The organism is Actinomycetota bacterium (assembly GCA_036280995.1).
GTDB lineage: Bacteria > Actinomycetota > CALGFH01 > CALGFH01 > CALGFH01 > CALGFH01.
The window spans coordinates 1-15,239 of the sequence record DASUPQ010000186.1 but is presented as its reverse complement, the minus strand read 5'-3'; the positions used below and the strand labels follow the sequence as shown (position 1 = coordinate 15,239).

General features: G+C 73.0%; 16 protein-coding genes and 1 pseudogene. 9 read left to right on the top strand and 8 right to left on the bottom strand.

What is annotated here, in order from left to right; genetic code table 11:
• A partial coding sequence (locus VF468_05945) for a PTS mannitol transporter subunit IIB (protein ID HEX5877854.1) occupies positions 1-213 on the bottom strand: 213 nt, incomplete at its 3' end.
• A 149-nt stretch (positions 214-362) separates the two neighbouring features.
• Between VF468_05945 and VF468_05940 the strand changes: the two are divergent.
• Positions 363-599 (top strand): annotated as a pseudogene (locus tag VF468_05940) (alcohol dehydrogenase).
• A 23-nt stretch (positions 600-622) separates the two neighbouring features.
• Here VF468_05940 and VF468_05935 read toward each other — a convergent pair.
• Entirely contained in the window at positions 623-1,390 is a 768-nt protein-coding gene (locus tag VF468_05935; protein HEX5877853.1) for a 3-oxoacyl-ACP reductase, read from the bottom strand.
• A gap of 183 nt (positions 1,391-1,573) precedes the next feature.
• Between VF468_05935 and VF468_05930 the strand changes: the two genes are divergently transcribed.
• The 3 genes from VF468_05930 to VF468_05920 are packed head-to-tail and all read left to right on the top strand — an operon-like array spanning position 1,574 to position 4,071.
• Positions 1,574-1,942 (top strand): hypothetical protein, encoded by a 369-nt coding sequence (locus VF468_05930; GenBank protein HEX5877852.1) that lies wholly within the window; start codon positions 1,574-1,576, stop codon positions 1,940-1,942.
• Entirely contained in the window at positions 1,891-3,051 is a 1,161-nt protein-coding gene (locus VF468_05925; protein HEX5877851.1) for an APC family permease, read from the top strand. Before VF468_05930 ends, VF468_05925 begins: the two co-directional genes overlap by 52 nt.
• Positions 3,052-3,066: 15 nt before the next feature.
• On the top strand, positions 3,067-4,071 hold the full coding sequence (locus VF468_05920; GenBank protein ID HEX5877850.1) for an acetamidase/formamidase family protein: 1,005 nt from the start codon (positions 3,067-3,069) through the stop codon (positions 4,069-4,071).
• Positions 4,072-4,348: 277 nt separating this feature from the next.
• Here the strand turns inward: VF468_05920 and VF468_05915 are convergent, their stop codons facing one another.
• Together VF468_05915 and VF468_05910 are read right to left on the bottom strand one after the other, a co-directional pair.
• On the bottom strand, positions 4,349-5,701 hold the full coding sequence (locus VF468_05915; GenBank protein HEX5877849.1) for an aldehyde dehydrogenase family protein: 1,353 nt from the start codon (positions 5,699-5,701) through the stop codon (positions 4,349-4,351).
• 65 nt (positions 5,702-5,766) lie between these two features.
• The gene (locus VF468_05910) at positions 5,767-7,131 is read right to left on the bottom strand and encodes a glutamine synthetase family protein (GenBank protein HEX5877848.1); all 1,365 of its coding nucleotides are present in this window, start codon (positions 7,129-7,131) and stop codon (positions 5,767-5,769) included.
• A gap of 102 nt (positions 7,132-7,233) precedes the next feature.
• Between VF468_05910 and VF468_05905 the strand changes: the two genes are divergently transcribed.
• Complete coding sequence (locus VF468_05905) at positions 7,234-8,220, top strand: hypothetical protein (GenBank protein HEX5877847.1); 987 nt, start codon at positions 7,234-7,236, stop codon at positions 8,218-8,220.
• Here the strand turns inward: VF468_05905 and VF468_05900 are convergent.
• Genes VF468_05900 through VF468_05885 form a run of 4 tightly spaced genes read right to left on the bottom strand, consistent with a single transcriptional unit; the run spans position 8,217 to position 12,141 of the window.
• Positions 8,217-8,984, bottom strand: a complete 768-nt coding sequence (locus VF468_05900; GenBank protein HEX5877846.1) for a succinate dehydrogenase/fumarate reductase iron-sulfur subunit — start codon at positions 8,982-8,984, stop codon at positions 8,217-8,219. The genes VF468_05905 and VF468_05900 overlap by 4 nt on opposite strands.
• Positions 8,981-10,786 (bottom strand): fumarate reductase/succinate dehydrogenase flavoprotein subunit, encoded by a 1,806-nt coding sequence (locus VF468_05895; GenBank protein ID HEX5877845.1) that lies wholly within the window; start codon positions 10,784-10,786, stop codon positions 8,981-8,983. The genes VF468_05900 and VF468_05895 overlap by 4 nt, the downstream gene beginning before the upstream one ends.
• Before the next feature lie 4 nt (positions 10,787-10,790).
• Entirely contained in the window at positions 10,791-11,570 is a 780-nt protein-coding gene (locus VF468_05890) for a hypothetical protein (GenBank protein ID HEX5877844.1), read from the bottom strand.
• Positions 11,571-11,601: 31 nt separating this feature from the next.
• Positions 11,602-12,141 carry a hypothetical protein gene (locus VF468_05885; GenBank protein HEX5877843.1) on the bottom strand — a complete coding sequence of 180 codons (540 nt, stop codon included), beginning with the start codon at positions 12,139-12,141 and terminating at the stop codon, positions 11,602-11,604.
• Between the two features lie 186 nt (positions 12,142-12,327).
• Here VF468_05885 and VF468_05880 point away from each other — a divergent pair, with 186 nt between their 5' ends.
• The 4 genes from VF468_05880 to VF468_05865 form a co-directional block, all read left to right on the top strand.
• Positions 12,328-13,227 carry a patatin-like phospholipase family protein gene (locus VF468_05880; GenBank protein ID HEX5877842.1) on the top strand — a complete coding sequence of 300 codons (900 nt, stop codon included), beginning with the start codon at positions 12,328-12,330 and terminating at the stop codon, positions 13,225-13,227.
• 3 nt (positions 13,228-13,230) lie between these two features.
• A complete protein-coding gene (locus VF468_05875; GenBank protein HEX5877841.1) occupies positions 13,231-14,307 on the top strand; it encodes a 1-acyl-sn-glycerol-3-phosphate acyltransferase in 1,077 nt (358 codons plus the stop codon).
• A complete protein-coding gene (locus VF468_05870) occupies positions 14,304-14,888 on the top strand; it encodes an HhH-GPD-type base excision DNA repair protein (GenBank protein HEX5877840.1) in 585 nt (194 codons plus the stop codon). The genes VF468_05875 and VF468_05870 overlap by 4 nt, the downstream gene beginning before the upstream one ends.
• A partial coding sequence (locus VF468_05865) for an MGMT family protein (protein HEX5877839.1) occupies positions 14,888-15,239 on the top strand: 352 nt, incomplete at its 3' end. The genes VF468_05870 and VF468_05865, both read left to right, overlap by 1 nt.

Here is a 15,239-nt window from a genome sequence, read left to right as displayed (position 1 = left end):
GTTGGGCTCCCCGTTGGCGTCCTCGCCGAAGCCGCCGATCCCGCCGACCGGGGTCCAGCCGGTCTCGATGAAGAACGCGGTGATGAAGCCCCAGGCGATGAAGGCGGCGATGTTCGGCATGATCATGCCGGACAGGAAGGTGCCGAACTTCTGCACCGCGACCCGGGCGCTGCCGGTCCTGCTGCGGCCTGCTGCTTCGGCGTTTACGGCCATGCTGTGCCTCCGAGCCGGGCGGCGAGCACGCCTGCGACGTGCTAACCGCGCTCCGTCGCGACAGGTCGCCTGCCGCGCTCATGGTACGTTTGCCTGCACTTCCGGTCCAGCGGAGGAGCCGGACCAGAGTGAGAGTTGTCCGCTTCTACCTGCGCATGGCCGCCCGCCGGGGGATGGTCAGCTTCTTCGGCGGCCTGCCCAAGGACCGGCCGACCATCACCTGCGACGCCAGCATCGTCCACTACCGCGAGGTCGGCATCGTCGGCGCCAACGGCTCCAGCCCCGCCCACAACCAGCAGGCCCTGGCCCTGATCGCCTCGGGCGCCGTCCCGGTGGCCGACCTGATCACCCACCGCCTGCCGCTGGAGGGGACGATCGAGGCGTGACCGCCTTCACCATCCGCCTTCTCCTACCCGAGCGGGGTCACGTACGCCCCGGACAGGCCGCCGTCCACCAGGAAGGTGCTGGCCGTGATGTAGCTGGCGTCGTCGGAGGCCAGGAAGCAGGCGGCGGCGGCGATCTCCGACGCCTCGGCGAAGCGGCCCATGGGCAGGTGGACCAGGCGGCGGGCCGCCTTCTCCGGGTCCTTGGCGAACAGCTCCTGGAGCAGCGGGGTGTTGACCGGGCCGGGGCAGAGGGCGTTGACCCGCACTCCCCGCCGCCCGAACTCGACGCCCAGCTCGCGTGAGAGGGCCAGCACCCCGCCCTTGGACGCGGTGTAGGAGATCTGCGAGGTCGCCGCCCCCATCACGGCCACGAACGAGGCCGTGTTGACCACCGACCCGCCCCCGCGGGCCAGCAGGTGGGGGATGCCGTGCTTGCAGCAGAGGAACACCGCCTTGAGGTTCACGTCCTGGACCCGCTGCCACGCCTCCAGGCTGGTCTCGAGCACCGACACGTCGTCCGGCGGGGCGATGCCGGCGTTGTTGAACAGCACGTCGATCCCGCCGTAGCGCTCCGCCGCCTTGGCGTACATGGCGACGACGTCGTCCTCGTCGGTCACGTCGGCGTGCAGGTACAGCCCGCCGACCTCGTCCGCCACCGCCTCCCCGGCCTCATCCGCCAGGTCGGCCACGCACACCAGCGCCCCCTCGGCCGCGAACCGCCGCGCGCTCTCCCGCCCGATCCCGCTGGCCGCCCCCGTGATGACGGCCACCTTCCCCTCGAGCCGACCGATCTCGACCGACCTCCTCTGTGTCCGATGAGCCGGCCCAGTATGTCGCCGTGGCCGCGGTTCCGCCTGCACCCTCGGCCCGTTGGCGCGGCTCGTCGCTGTCGAGCCACTTGCAAGGAAGATGGCGTCGGTTCACCGTTCGGCGTGCCTGTCCTGGTGGTGGGAGGTCTCCGAAGGAGGCGCGCCATGGTGCAGAACCGTCCGTCCCCCGGCCTCGCCCGGGAAGCAATCGGTCTCCGCGAGGTCCTGTTCCAGTCGATCACCCACATGGCCCCGGCGGCCGCGGTCGCCTTCTCGATCATCGTCGGGGCCAACTTCGCCGCCGGGGCCCTGCCCCTGTCGGTGATCTTCGCCCTGGTCGGCTGCCTGCTGGTGGCGGTCTCGATCGGGCAGCTGGCCCGGCGCCTGCCGTCGGCCGGCGGCTTCACCACCTACGCCGCCCGCGGCCTGCACCCGGCCGTCGGCTTCCTGGTCAGCTGGGCTACGCGTTCGTGGAGCCCCTGGTGGCGCCGCTGCTGTTCCTCATCTTCGGCAACGTGGTGGCCAGTACCCTGAACCAGGAGTTCGGCTGGAGCTACGACACCTGGTGGGTGGTGTCGGCGGTGTTCGCGGCCGTGGTGGTCTTCGTCCTCGGGTGGTTCGGGGTGCGGCTGAGCACCGGCGCGGGCACGCTGCTGGGGCTGTTCGAGATCCTCGTGTTCGCGGCCCTGGCTGTCACCCTGATCTTCCAGGCCGGCGACGCCAACACCCTTTCCGTGTTCGGCACCGGCTTCGCCGACGTCGAGGGCTTCACCGGCCTCTCCGGGGTCGTCGCCGGCTCCGTCTACACGATCCTGGCCTTCATCGGCTTCGAGGCCGCGGCCCCCCTGGCCGAGGAGGCCAAGGACCCGCGGCGCACCATCCGGCAGGCGGTCATCTACTCCTGTCTGGCCATCGGCGTGTTCTACGTGCTGACCACCTATGCGGCCACCGTGTCCTTCGGCCCGGACCGGTTCGCCGAGTTCCCGGCCTCGGGGGACGGCAATCCCTGGGACGCCCTGGCCCGTGGGGCCTGGGGCGCTGGCTGGGTGCTGGTGTTCCTGGCCATCGCCAACTCGGCCATCGCCAACGCCAACGCCTCGGCCAACGCGGCCACCCGGACCTGGTTCGCTCTCGGCCGCATCCGGGTCCTGCCCCGGCCCCTGGAGCACGTCAACCCGCGCTGGCGTTCACCGGACGTGGCTGTGATCGTCCAGTTCGTCGTCGGCGTGGTGGTGTCGGTCTGGCTGGGACTCCAGTACGGGCCGCTGACCGCCTTCGCCCTCGTCGGCACCATCGTCACCGCGGTCATCATCGCCATCTACATGGTGGTGAACCTGGCCTGCCTGGTCTTCTTCCTGCGCGAGGGCCGGGCCGAGTTCAACCCCCTGCTGCACGGCCTGGTCCCGGTCCTGGGCATCCTCGCCTTCCTGCCCGCGTTCCTCACCGCGGTCGGCATCCAGACGTTCGACTTCATCAGCGCCCTGCCCTACCCGATCAGCCTGGTCGGCCCCGTGGTCGGCATCTGGTACGCGATCGGCCTGGTGTACCTGGTCATCCTCATGCGCAGCCGCCCGGAGCGGCTCCGCGAGACGGGCCGGGTGTTCGCCGACGAGCCCGCCGGCGAGACGCCGGTGCCGAGCTGACGCGGAGGACGGCACATGGACGTGCTCAGCTACCGGCCGGACCCGGCGGAGCTCGCCTGGACCTTCGGGGGCGTGCCCCCGGTGCGCCGGGTCCGGCCGGGCAGCATCCTGGAGCTGTGGACCGAGGACGCCTTCGGGGGCCGGGTCCGGGGTCCCGACGACCTCGTCTCCCGGGTGGTCGAGTTCCCCTACGTCAACCCGCAGACCGGGCCGTTCTACGTCGAGGGGGCCGAGCCCGGGGACACCCTGGCCATCCATTTCCTGTCGATCGAGCCGTCGCGGGACTGGGCCGCCTCGACCACCATCCCGCTGTTCGGCGCCCTGACCGGCACCCACGCCACCGCCCTGCTCCAGGAGCCGCTGGCCGAAGTGGTCTGGATGTACGAGGTGGACCGGGCCCGGCGGACGGTGACCTTCCGGGCCCGGCGCGGTGAGCTGGCCGTCGAGCTGCCGCTCGACCCGATGCACGGCACCGTCGGGGTCGCCCCGGGATCGTTCGAGGCCCGCTCGTCGCTGGTCCCCGACGCCCACGGCGGCAACATGGACACCCCCGAGATGCGGGCCGGCGTCACCTGCTACCTGGGCGTGAACGTCGAAGGGGCGCTGTTCTCGATCGGCGACGGCCACTGCCGCCAGGGCGAGGGCGAGAGCTGCGGGGTGGCCGTGGAGGCGGCCATGGACACCGTCGTCGCCGTCGACCTGGTCAAGGGGATGGCGACGCCCTGGCCCCGGCTGGAGAGCGACACCCACCTGATGAGCACCGGGTCGGCCCGGCCGCTGGAGGACGCCTTCCGCATCTCCCAGGTCGACCTCGTGCAGTGGATCGCCGAGGCCTGGGGCCTCGACCAGCTCGACGCCTACCAGCTCCTCACCCAGGCCGCCGAGGCGCCGGTGGCCAACGTGGTCGACCCCAACTACACCTTCGTCTCCAAGCTCCGCAAGGACCTGCTGCCCCCGGCCGAGCTCTACCGCGGCACCCACGCCCGCCTGCGCCAGCTGGGCCGCAGCTATCTGGATTGATCGCTCAACACCTCGGCGCATGAGCGCAGCGACCGCCCGGCGGTCCGTCGCGTCATCGCCGGGCTCATCGGCGACCGCGTCGCGGCCACCTGCGTGACCGTCGACCTGGAGGCCGGCTACTCCGGACGCGACGCAGCCGACGCCAAGATCATCGCCGAACGCCGCCGGCGTGGTCGGCCTGCTGACCGCCGCGGTGGCCGAGCACCACGGCGCCGTGGTGCTGCACTACGACGCCGACTTCGAGCTCATCGACTGACCTCGACGGCGACGGCGGCCGTCAGGTGGCGATGAACACGTTCTTGACCTCGGTGTAGTGGTCGAGGGCGTGGGGGCCGAGCTCGCGGCCCACGCCTGACTGCTTGAAGCCGCCGAAGGGGGTGGCGACCCGGACCGAGGTGTTGGAGTTGACCGACAGGGTGCCGGTCTCCAGCGCCCTGGCCACCCGCAGGCCGCGGGCCAGGTCGCGGGTCCAGACCGAGCCGGAGAGGCCGTAGATGCTGGCGTTGGCCAGGCGCACCGCCTCGGCCTCGTCGGCGAAGGGCAGGACCACGGCGACCGGGCCGAAGATCTCCTCGGTGGCCGCCCGGTCGCCCGGGGCGACCCCGGTGAGCACGGTCGGCGGGTACCAGAAGCCGGGGCCGTCGGGGGCGGACCCGCGGATGGCCACCGGCGTGCCCTCGGGCACGAACGAGGCCACCGTCTCGCGCTGGCCGGCCGAGATCAGCGGGCCCATCTGGGTCTGCTCGTCGGCCGGGTCGCCGACCCGCAGGCCGGTCACGGCCGGCTCCAGCAGCGACAGGAACTCGTCCATGGCCGACCGCTCGACCAGGATGCGGGAGCGGGCGCAGCAGTCCTGGCCGGCGTTGCCGAACACGGCCGACGGGGCCGCGGCCGCCGCCGCCTCCAGGTCGGCGTCGGCGAAGACCAGGTTGGCCGACTTGCCGCCCAGCTCCAGGGTGACCCGCTTGATGGTCCCGGCCGCCCCGGCCATGATGCCCCGCCCCACCTCGGTCGAGCCGGTGAAGGCGATCTTGGCCACGTCCGGGTGCTCGACCAGCCGCCGGCCGACCACCCGGCCCGGCCCGGCGAGCACGTTCACCACCCCCGGCGGGATGCCGGCCTCCTCCGCCAGGTCCTGGAAGGCGAGGGCGGTCAGCGGGGTCAGCCCGGCCGGCTTGAGCACGACCGTGTTGCCGGCGGCCAGGGCGGGGGCGAGCTTCCAGGAGGCGATGGTCAGGGGGAAGTTCCAGGGCACGATCAGCGCCACCACCCCGAGCGGCTCCCGGAAGGTCAGGTCGACCCCGCCGGCCACCGGGATGGTGTCGCCCAGCAGCCGCTCGGGCGCGCCCGCGTAGTAGGCGAAGGTGTCGACCACCATGCCCAGCTCGCCCCGGGCGTCGCCGATCGGCTTGCCGGTGTTGCGCATCTCCAGCTGGGCCAGGCGCTCGCGCTCGGCGTCGAGGCGCTCGGCCAGCCGGCGCAGCAGCCGGGACCGGTCGGCCGGGGCGACCGCCCGCCAGCCCTCGAACGCCCCCTTGGCCCGGGCGACGGCGGCGTCGGCGTCGTCGGCGGTGGCGGCCTCGAGCCGCTCGATCACCGCCTCGGTGGCCGGGTCGCGGACCTCGAACAACGGCCCAGCCGGTCGGCCGTCCGGTCCGTCACCGGCGGATGGGGCCGGGGCACCGCTGGGCCGGGTCATAGCCGTTCGAAGCCCCGGAACCGCTCCCAGTCGGTGACGGCGGCGTCGAACGCGTCCAGCTCCACGGTGGCCATGTTGGTGTAGTGGTCGACCACCTCGGCCCCGAACGCCTGGCGGGCGACCTCGCTGTCGGCGAACAGGTCGCGGGCCTCCCGCAGCGTCCTCGGCACCGACGGCTTGTCGGCCGCATAGGCGTTGCCGGTGAACTCGTCCTCGAGGACCAGGCCCTTGTCGACCCCGTGCAGGCCGGCGGCGATGATCGCGGCCAGGCCCAGGTAGGGGTTGACGTCGCCGCCGGGGACCCGGTTCTCCAGGCGCAGGGCGTGGCCGTGGCCCACAACCCGCAGGGCGCAGGTGCGGTTGTCGTGGCCCCAGGCGACCGCCGTGGGAGCGAAGCTCCCGGCCACGAACCGCTTGTAGGAGTTGACGTTGGGGGCCAGGAACAGGGTCAGCTCGCGCAGGCAGGCGAGCTGCCCGGCCACGAACTGCTCCATCAGCTCCGAGTAGCCGTGCTGCCGGTCGCCGGCCATCACCGCCTCGTCGCCGTCGGCGGCGCGGACGCTGAAGTGGATGTGGCAGGAGTTGCCCTCGCGCTCGTTGTACTTGGACATGAACGTCAGGCTGCAGCCGTCCTGGGCGGCGATCTCCTTGGCCCCGTTCTTGTAGATGACGTGGCCGTCGGCGGTGGCCAGGGCGTCGGCGTAGCGGAAGGCGATCTCGTGCTGGCCGTAGTTGCACTCGCCCTTGGCCGACTCGACCCGCAGGCCGGCCCCGGCCATGGAGTTGCGGATGCGCCGCAGCAGGGGCTCGATCCGGGCCGTGCCCAGCAGCGAGTAGTCGACGTTGTAGTCGTTGGCCGGGCGCAGGTCGCGGTAGGCCTTGGCCCAGGCCTCCTCGTAGCTGTCGCGGAACACGATGAACTCGAGCTCGGTGCCGGCGTAGGCGACCCAGCCGCGCTCGGCCAGCCGCTCCAGCTGCCGCTTCAGCACCCCCCTGGGCGAGGCCAGGACCGGGCTGCCGTCCTCCCATTCCAGGTCGCACATGACCAGGGCGGTGCCCTCCTGCCAGGGGACCATCCGCAGGGTCGACAGGTCGGGCTTGAAGACGAAGTCGCCGTAACCCTTGTCCCAGGAGCTCATCGCGTACCCGGAGACGGTGTTCATGTCGACGTCGACAGCCAGCAGGTAGTTGCAGCCCTCGGCGTTGTGGTGGAGCACGTCGTCGAGGAAGTGGGTGGCGGCCAGCCGCTTGCCCTGGAGCCGGCCCTGCATGTCGGCCATGGCCAGCAGCACCGTGTCGACCCGTCCGGCCTCGACCTCGGCCCGCAGCTCGTCGAGGGTCAGGAGCCCCGTCTGCGCCATCGCACACCCCTTTCGCTCGCTGGATCTTGTTGGCAGGCAAGCCAGGCTGTCAACGCCGGTTTATGCTGTTCAGCCGACCAATACCGAAGGAGGAGGTTGCCCGTGCCGGCGAGCACCGAGCTCAGCGAGGCCGTGCTCTCCCAGCGGCGGCTGCTGGAGCGGCTGCTGGTCCACGGGCGCCGCGAGACGGGCGAGGAGCCCGGCCTGCGCAGCCCCGACGCCCGCGACGCCGAGTTCGTCAAGAACCTCCAGGTCTTCCTGCGGCTGGTGGTCGACGCCGACGCCCTGTACCTGCGGTCCGCCCACGGCCTCAGCGGGGACCCGGCCCAGGCGGCGGCCCTCAAGGACCGGGAGGAGGAGCTGCGCGACCGCATCACCCTCCCGACCGAGGTCCCGCTCACCCTCGAGCTGCTGCTCGGCCGCCGCTTCGAGCTGGAGCGGCTGCTGATCGAGCTGGGCGACCGTACCTACCTGGCCGGCCGGCTGGCCGACCTCTACGACGAGGCGCCGGGCACGGTCGCCACCTGGCGGTCGCTGTACGGCGACGAGCTGCCGGCGCTGCTCCCCGGCGGGGTCACCCGCCATCCCGAGGCGGCCCAGCCGGTGGGGGCCGACGAGGTCGAGGCGACCCGCGAGCGGCTGGCCCGGCTGATGCACGCCAAGGAGTCGCAGGCCCAGGCCGTCAAGGCCCGCTGGGCCCTCAAGCAGCGGGTCACGGCCCCGACCATCCTGGTCCTGCTGCTGGCCGTGGCCGCCTTCGCCGCCGCCGTGGCCGCGTTGGTGGCCGACGACCGGGCGCTGTGGTCGGCGGCGGCGGCCGGGGCCGCCGGGGCGGCCCTCGGCGGCCTCATCCGCCTCCGCGACGAGGTCACCCTCGGCACCCAGGTCCGCCAGTTCTGGCTGTTCTTCTGCGGCCAGGTGCTGGTCGGCGCCGCCGCCGGCGTGCTCACGTTCCTGATCGACGACGGCGGCCTGGTCAGCGTCGCCGGCGGCCCAGCCGGGGTGGCCGCGGTCGCGTTCGCGGTCGGCTTCTCCGAGGCCGCGTTCGTCGGCCTCCTCACCCGCCTCGGCGGCTCGGTGACCGGCTAGGGCCGGTCGCCCTCCCGGCGGCGCCGGATCTTGCTGCCCAGCCAGGTGATCGGGTCGTAGCGGACGTCGGCGACCCGTTCCTTGAGGGGGATGATGGCGTTGTCGGTGATGTTGATGTGCTCGGGGCAGACCTCGGTGCAGCACTTGGTGATGTTGCACAGGCCCAGGCCCATCTGGGAGCGGAGCAGCTCGCGCCGGTCGCCGGTCTCCAGCGGGTGCATCTCCAGCTCGGCGTAGCGGATGAACATGCGCGGTCCGGCGAAGCTGGGCTTGTTCTCCTCGTGGTCGCGGATGACGTGGCAGACGTTCTGGCACAGGAAGCACTCGATGCACTTGTGGAACTCCTGCACCCGGTCGATGTCCTCCTGGGCCATCCGGTAGGTGCCGTCGGCCTCGCGAGGCCGGGGGGCGAACGCCGGCACCCGCTTGGCCATCTCGAAGTTGAAGGACACGTCGGTGACCAGGTCGCGCACGACCGGGAAGGTGCGCAGGGGCGTGACGGTGATCGGCTCGCCCCGCTCGAAGATGTTCAGGCGGGTCATGCAGAGCAGCCGCGGGCGGCCGTTGACCTCGGCCGAGCAGGAGCCGCACTTGCCGGCCTTGCAGTTCCAGCGGACGGCCAGGTCGCCGGCCTGGGTCGCCTGGACGCGGTGGATGGCGTCGAGCACGACCTCGCCGTCCTCGCAGGCGACGGTGTAGTCGCGCAGCTCGCCGCCGGCCTGGTCGCCGCGCCACAGGCGCAGGTTGACGTCATAGGTGGTCATGAACGGGGCTTCTCCTCGAACAGCTGCCTGAGGTCGTCGGGCAGGTCGTCCAGCGGCTCCCGGCTCACGGCCACCTTGCCCTCCCGGGCCCGGACGACCATCTTGACCTTGCCCAGCTCCGGGTCGGGCTTGGGGTAGTCGTCGCGGGTGTGGCCGCCGCGGCTCTCGCGGCGCTCCAGCGCGGCCAGGGCCACGCACTCGGACACCGTGAGCAGCGAGCGCAGGTCGAGGGCCAGGTGCCAGCCCGGGTTGTACTGCCGGTGCCCCTCGACCCCGACCCGGGCCGCCCGCTCCTTGAGGGCCGTGATCCGTTCCAGGGCGCTCTTCAGCTCGCCCTCGGTGCGGATGATGCCGACCAGCTCCTGCATGCAGTCCTGCAGGTCCTGCTGGACGGTGTAGGGGTTCTCGCCGGCGCCGGCCCGCTCGAACGGGGCCAGGGCCTCGCGCTCGGCCGCCTCGACCTGGGCCGGGTCGACGGCCGGGGGGTCGCCGGCCGAGGCCGCGTGCTCGGCGGCGTAGCGGCCGGCCCGCAGGCCGAAGACCAGCAGGTCGGACAGGGAGTTGCCGCCGAGGCGGTTGGCCCCGTGCATGCCCCCGGCGGCCTCGCCGGCCGCGAACAGCCCGGGCACGGTGGCGGCCTGGGTGTCGGGGTCGACCCGGACCCCGCCCATCACGTAGTGGCAGGTCGGGCCGACCTCCATCGGCTCCCTGGTGATGTCGACGTCGGCCAGCTCCTTGAACTGGTGGTACATCGAGGGCAGGCGGCGCTGGATGTAGTCGGCCGGCTTGCGCGAGGCGATGTCCAGGAAGACCCCGCCGTGGGGGCTGCCCCGGCCCTCCTTGACCTCGGTGTTGATGGCCCGGGCGACCTCGTCGCGGGGGAGCAGGTCGGGGGTACGGCGGTTGTTCTGGCGGTCGTCGTACCAGCGGTCGGCCTCCTCCTCGGTCTCGGCCGTCTCCGCCCGGAACATCTCGGGGATGTAGTCGAACATGAACCGCTTGCCCTGGCTGTTGCGCAGCACCCCGCCGTCGCCGCGCACCCCCTCGGTGACCAGGATGCCGCGGACCGACGGCGGCCAGACCATGCCGGTGGGGTGGAACTGGACGAACTCCATGTCGACCAGGTCGGCCCCGGCCCACAGGGCCAGGGCGTGGCCGTCGCCGGTGTACTCCCAGGAGTTCGAGGTGACCTTCCAGGCCTTGCCGATGCCGCCGGTGGCCAGCACCACCGCCTTGGCCCGGAACACCACCAGCCGGCCCGACTCGCGCCAGTAGGCGACCGCCCCGGCGATCCGGTCGCCGTCGGTGAGCAGGCGCATCACGGTGCACTCCATGAACACCTCGACGCCCTGGGACACGGCCCGGTGCTGGAGGGTCCGGATCATCTCCAGGCCGGTGCGGTCGCCGACGTGGGCCAGGCGGGCGAAGCGGTGGCCGCCGAAGTCGCGCTGGAGGATGCGGCCGTCGTCGGTGCGGTCGAACAGCGCCCCCCACTCCTCCAGCTCGTACACCCGGTCGGGGGCCTCCTGGGCGTGGAGCTGGGCCATGCGCCAGCTGTTGAGCATCTTGCCGCCCCGCATGGTGTCGCGGAAGTGCACCCGCCAGTTGTCGTCGGGGTAGACGTTGCCCATGGCGGCGGCGATGCCGCCCTCGGCCATGACCGTGTGGGCCTTGCCCAGCAGCGACTTGCAGACCAGGGCGGTGCGGGCCCCCCGGTCGTGGGCCTCGATGGCGGCCCGCAGGCCGGCCCCGCCGGCCCCGATGACGACGACGTCGAACTCGTGGGTCTCGTGCTCGGCCATGGTTCTAGAACACCAACCTCGGGTCGCTGATGACGCCGGTCGCCACCAGCCGGACGTACAGGTCGGCCAGGGCCACGAAGACCAGGCTGACCCAGGCCAGCAGCATGTGCCGGGCGTTGAGGGCCGACACCTGGCGCCACATCCAGTAGCGGGCCGGGGCCTTGGAGAAGCTGTTCAGGCGGCCGCCGCAGAGGTGCCGGCAGGAGTGGCAGCTGATCGTGTAGAGGGCCAGGAACACGGCGTTGACCAGCAGGATCACGGTGCCGAGGCCGATGCCCCACCCGTCGGGGAAATGGAACGCCCGCAGCGCGTCCCAGGCCAGGATCACCGGGAAGGGCAGGGCCAGGTAGAAGAAGTAGCGGTGGATGTTCTGGAGGATCAGGGGGAAGCGGGTCTCGCCGGTGTAGCGGGGGCGGGCGTCGGGGACGGCGCAGGCCGGCGGCGCCCACCAGAACGAGCGGTAGTAGGCCTTGCGGTAGTAGTAGCAGGTGAGCCGGAACCCGAGCGGGAACGGCAGCACCAGCAGGGCGGGGGACAGCGGCCACCAGCTGCCCACGATCGCCCAGGTCGGCTCCTCGCAGCTGGCGGCCAGGCACGGCGAGTAGAACGGCGACAGGTACGGGTCGGCGTAGTAGTCCTGGTTCGCGAATGCCACCCAGGTGCCGTAGATGACGAAGCCGCCGAGCACGGCCACCGTGACCAGCGGTGCCAGCCACCACCGGTCCCTGCGCAGGGTTCGGGCGCCGATCCTGGCCCGGTCGCCGTTGACCGTCCTGCTCGCCATGCGGTTCCTTCCTCGTCGTCCTGTTCGTCGGTCAGCGCGTCGCCGCGGTCGTCCCGGTGACCTGGGTCACCGGGAGCTTGAACCCGCGGCGGATCTTGGTCGGCAGGTCGGCGGCCAGCCAGCGGGACCGCCGCCCGGGCAGGGTGGACAGGATCACCTCGTCGAACTCCCAGCGGTGCAGCACCACCCTAACCGCGTCCACCGGATCGGCCACCCCGATCTCGCCGCTGACGCTGGCCCCCAGCTCCCGCATCCGGTCCAGCTCGTGCCGCATCCGCTGCCGGGCCAGCCGCCGCCCCAGGTCCTCGCCCCGCTCCCGGATGTCGGCGTCGTCCAGCTCGTCCTCCAGCAGCTCCCGCGCCGCCTTCCGGTCCAGCCCCTCCGGCCCCGCCTCCCCCGGCCCACCGGCCGCGGCCACTCCGGCGGTGGAGCCCGGGTCGAGCTGGGCCGCCGGCGTCGCCGGCACCAGCAGGTGGAAGTGGCAGTCCCCGGCCGCGACCCGCTCCCGGATCGCCGCCCACAGCTCCTCCCCCCCGAGGGTCTGGTTGGCAACCACCAGATACCGCCGCACGACACACCACCTTCCCGAGCGGGACATGCTCCCTGCATCCTATGACGGGCAGGCTGCGACCGGGAGCCTGCCCCCTCGCCCGACGTTGGCCGCCCCTCCGGCCAGGTCGCCCCAGTCCCCGGACGTCACGAGTGGCCGTCCCGGCTGGGCCGTTATGGGATCATCGGGCCGACGGAGGGAGGAACGGTGGCGGGGGACCAGGGCCGGGCGCACGAGGTCGCCTTCGTGCTCGGCGGGGGCGGGGTGCTCGGCGCCCACGAGGTCGGCATGCTCCAGGCGCTGGCCGAGGCCGGGGTCCGGCCCGACCTGGTGCTGGGCACCTCGGTGGGGGCGCTCAACGGCGTGTTCGTGGCCGCCCACCGCGACCCGGGTGCCGCCGTGCCCGAGCTGGCCGCGGTGTGGCGCGAGGGCGTGGCCGCCGAGGCGTTCGGGGGCTCGCTGTTCGGGCGGGTCCGGACCCTGGCCCGGTCCGGCACCCACCTGCACCCGAACGAGCCGCTGCGCGACCTCCTGAAGGCCCTGCCGGTGCGCAACATCGAGGAGCTGGCCCTGCCCTTCCAGTGCGTGGCCGCCAGCATCGAGCGGGCCGCCGCCCACTGGTTCACCACCGGGCCGATCGTCCCGGCGGTGCTGGCCTCGGCGGCCGTGCCCGGCCTGCTGCCGCCGGTCCGGGTGGGCGACGAGCACTTCTTCGACGGCGGCCTGGTCCACAGCATCCCCATCGGCCGCGCCCTCGAGCTGGGCGCCCGGACCGTGTACGTGCTCCACGTCGGCCGCATCGAGCGGCCCCTGCAGGTGCCGTCCCGCCCCTGGGAGGTCGGGCTGGTGGCGTTCGAGATCGCCCGCCGCCACCGGTTCGCCGAGGACATGGCCGCGGTCCCGCCGGGGGTGACCGTCCACGTCCTGCCCGCCGGAGCCGACGCCCAGGCCGGGGTCGACCTGTCCCAGCTCCGCTACCGCGACACCTCCCGGATCGACGAGCGCATCCAGCGGGCGTACGAGGCCTCGGCCGCCTACCTGGCCGAGGCCTCCGCCGGGGGTCCGGGAGGCTCAAGCCTAGCCCCCCGGACGACAGGGACGGGGTGACGGGTGCTGCCACCGCGGATCGTGCGCCGGCTCGTGCTGGCCCCGCTGGTGCTGGTCATCACCGTCGGGCTTCTGGTCCTGCTGCCCGGCCTGGTCATCCTGGCCGCGGCCGCCTCGCCGCTGCTGCCCGGCCACTGGCGGGCCCTGCGGCTGCTCTGGTTCGGGCTGGTCTGGCTGGCCATGGAGTCGGTGGCCCTGTTCGCCGCCCTGGCCCTCTGGGTGGCCAGCGGCTTCGGCGGCCGGCTGAGCTCGGAGGAGTACCTGGAACGCCACTACGCGCTGATGCGCTGGTGGCTGGCGGTGGTGTTCCGGGTGGCGGCCCGGACCTTCCGCCTGCGCATCGAGATCGAGGAGCCGGAGCTCACCCCCGAGGAGGCCAGGGCCCGCCTGACCCGGCCGGTGATCGTGCTCAGCCGCCACGCCGGCCCCGGCGACTCGTTCCTGCTCGTGCATCACCTGCTCAGCCGCTACGGGCGCAAGCCCCGGATCGTCATGAAGGCGGCCCTCCAGTACGACCCCAGCCTCGACGTGATCATCAACCGCCTGCCCAACGCCTTCGTCCCGGCCCGGCACGGCGCCGGCAACCTGGTCATCAAGGAGATCCAGCGCCTCGCCGCCGGCCTGGGCCCCACCGGGGCGCTGGTGATCTTCCCCGAGGGCGGCAACTTCACCCCGCGCCGGCGGCTCCGGGCCATCCGGCTGCTGGAGGAGCGCCGCCTGGCCGAGGAGGCGGCCAGGGCCAGGGCCATGGAGCATCTGCTCCCGCCCAAGCCGAACGGCGCCCTGGCCGCGATCGAGGCCGCCCCCACCGCCGACGTCGTCTTCGTCGCCCACACCGGCCTGGAGCATGTCATCACCCTCGGCGACGTCTGGCGGGCCCTGCCCATGGAGCAGGTCCTCAAGGCCCGCTGGTGGCGCGTGCCCGCCGCCGAGGTCCCGGAGGGCCGGGAGGCCCAGGTCGACTGGCTGTACGACTGGTGGGCGCGCATCGACGTCTGGATCCGTGACAACCGCCCCACCGCCCTGCCCCGCCAGGACCGCCAGGTCGGCGCGGCCGTCCAGATCGGAGGTCAACGGTGACACCACCCACCCTGCGGCTGGCCCAGGACCCCGAGGCCGACGCGCTGCTCGCCAGGGACCCGCTGGCCCTGCTCATGGGGATGCTGCTCGACCAGCAGTTCCCCCTGGAATGGGCGTTCCGGGCGCCCTGGCGGCTGGCCCAGCGGATGGAGCGGACGTCGCTCGACGCGGCCGAGCTGGCCGGCTGGGACCCGGACGCGTTCGTCAAGCTGATGGCCGGCCCGCCGGCCCTGCACCGCTACCCTGCGGCGATGGCCGGGCGGGTCCAGACGCTCTGCCGCATCGTGGTCGACCGGTACGGCGGAGACGCCGCCGCCATCTGGCGGACCGCCGCCTCCGGCAAGGAGCTGCTGGCCCGGCTGCGCGCCCTGCCCGGCTTCGGCGAGCAGAAGGCGCGGATCTTCGTCGCCCTGCTGGGCAAGCAGCTCGGGGTCCGGCCCGAGGGCTGGCGGGAGGCGGCCGGGCCCTACGGCGAGGACGGGTCGCGCCGCTCCGCCGCCGACGTCACCGACGCCGACACCCTGGCCGAGGTCCGCGCCTTCAAGCAGGCGGCCAAGCGCGCCGCCAAGGGGACCGGCTAGTGGACGAGCTCGCGGCCAGGGTCCTGGCCGTGGTCAGGCGGATCCCCTCGGGGCGGGTCCTGACCTACGGCGACGTGGCCGCCCTGGCCGAGGGCGACGCTACCGCCCGCGACGTCGGCCAGGTCCTGCTCCGCCACGGCGAGCGCGAGGACGTCCCCTGGTGGCGCGTGCTGCGCGCCGACGGCACGCCCCCGCCCCACCTGCTCGACCGCCAGCTCGCCCTGCTCCACGACGCGTTCGTCCCCCACCAGGTGCCCGACGACCTGCGCCGGGCGATCGTCGAGGTCGAGACCAGGGTCGAGTCGGTGTTCAACAACTTCCGCGGCACGGTCGACGGCCGCCAGGTCGACG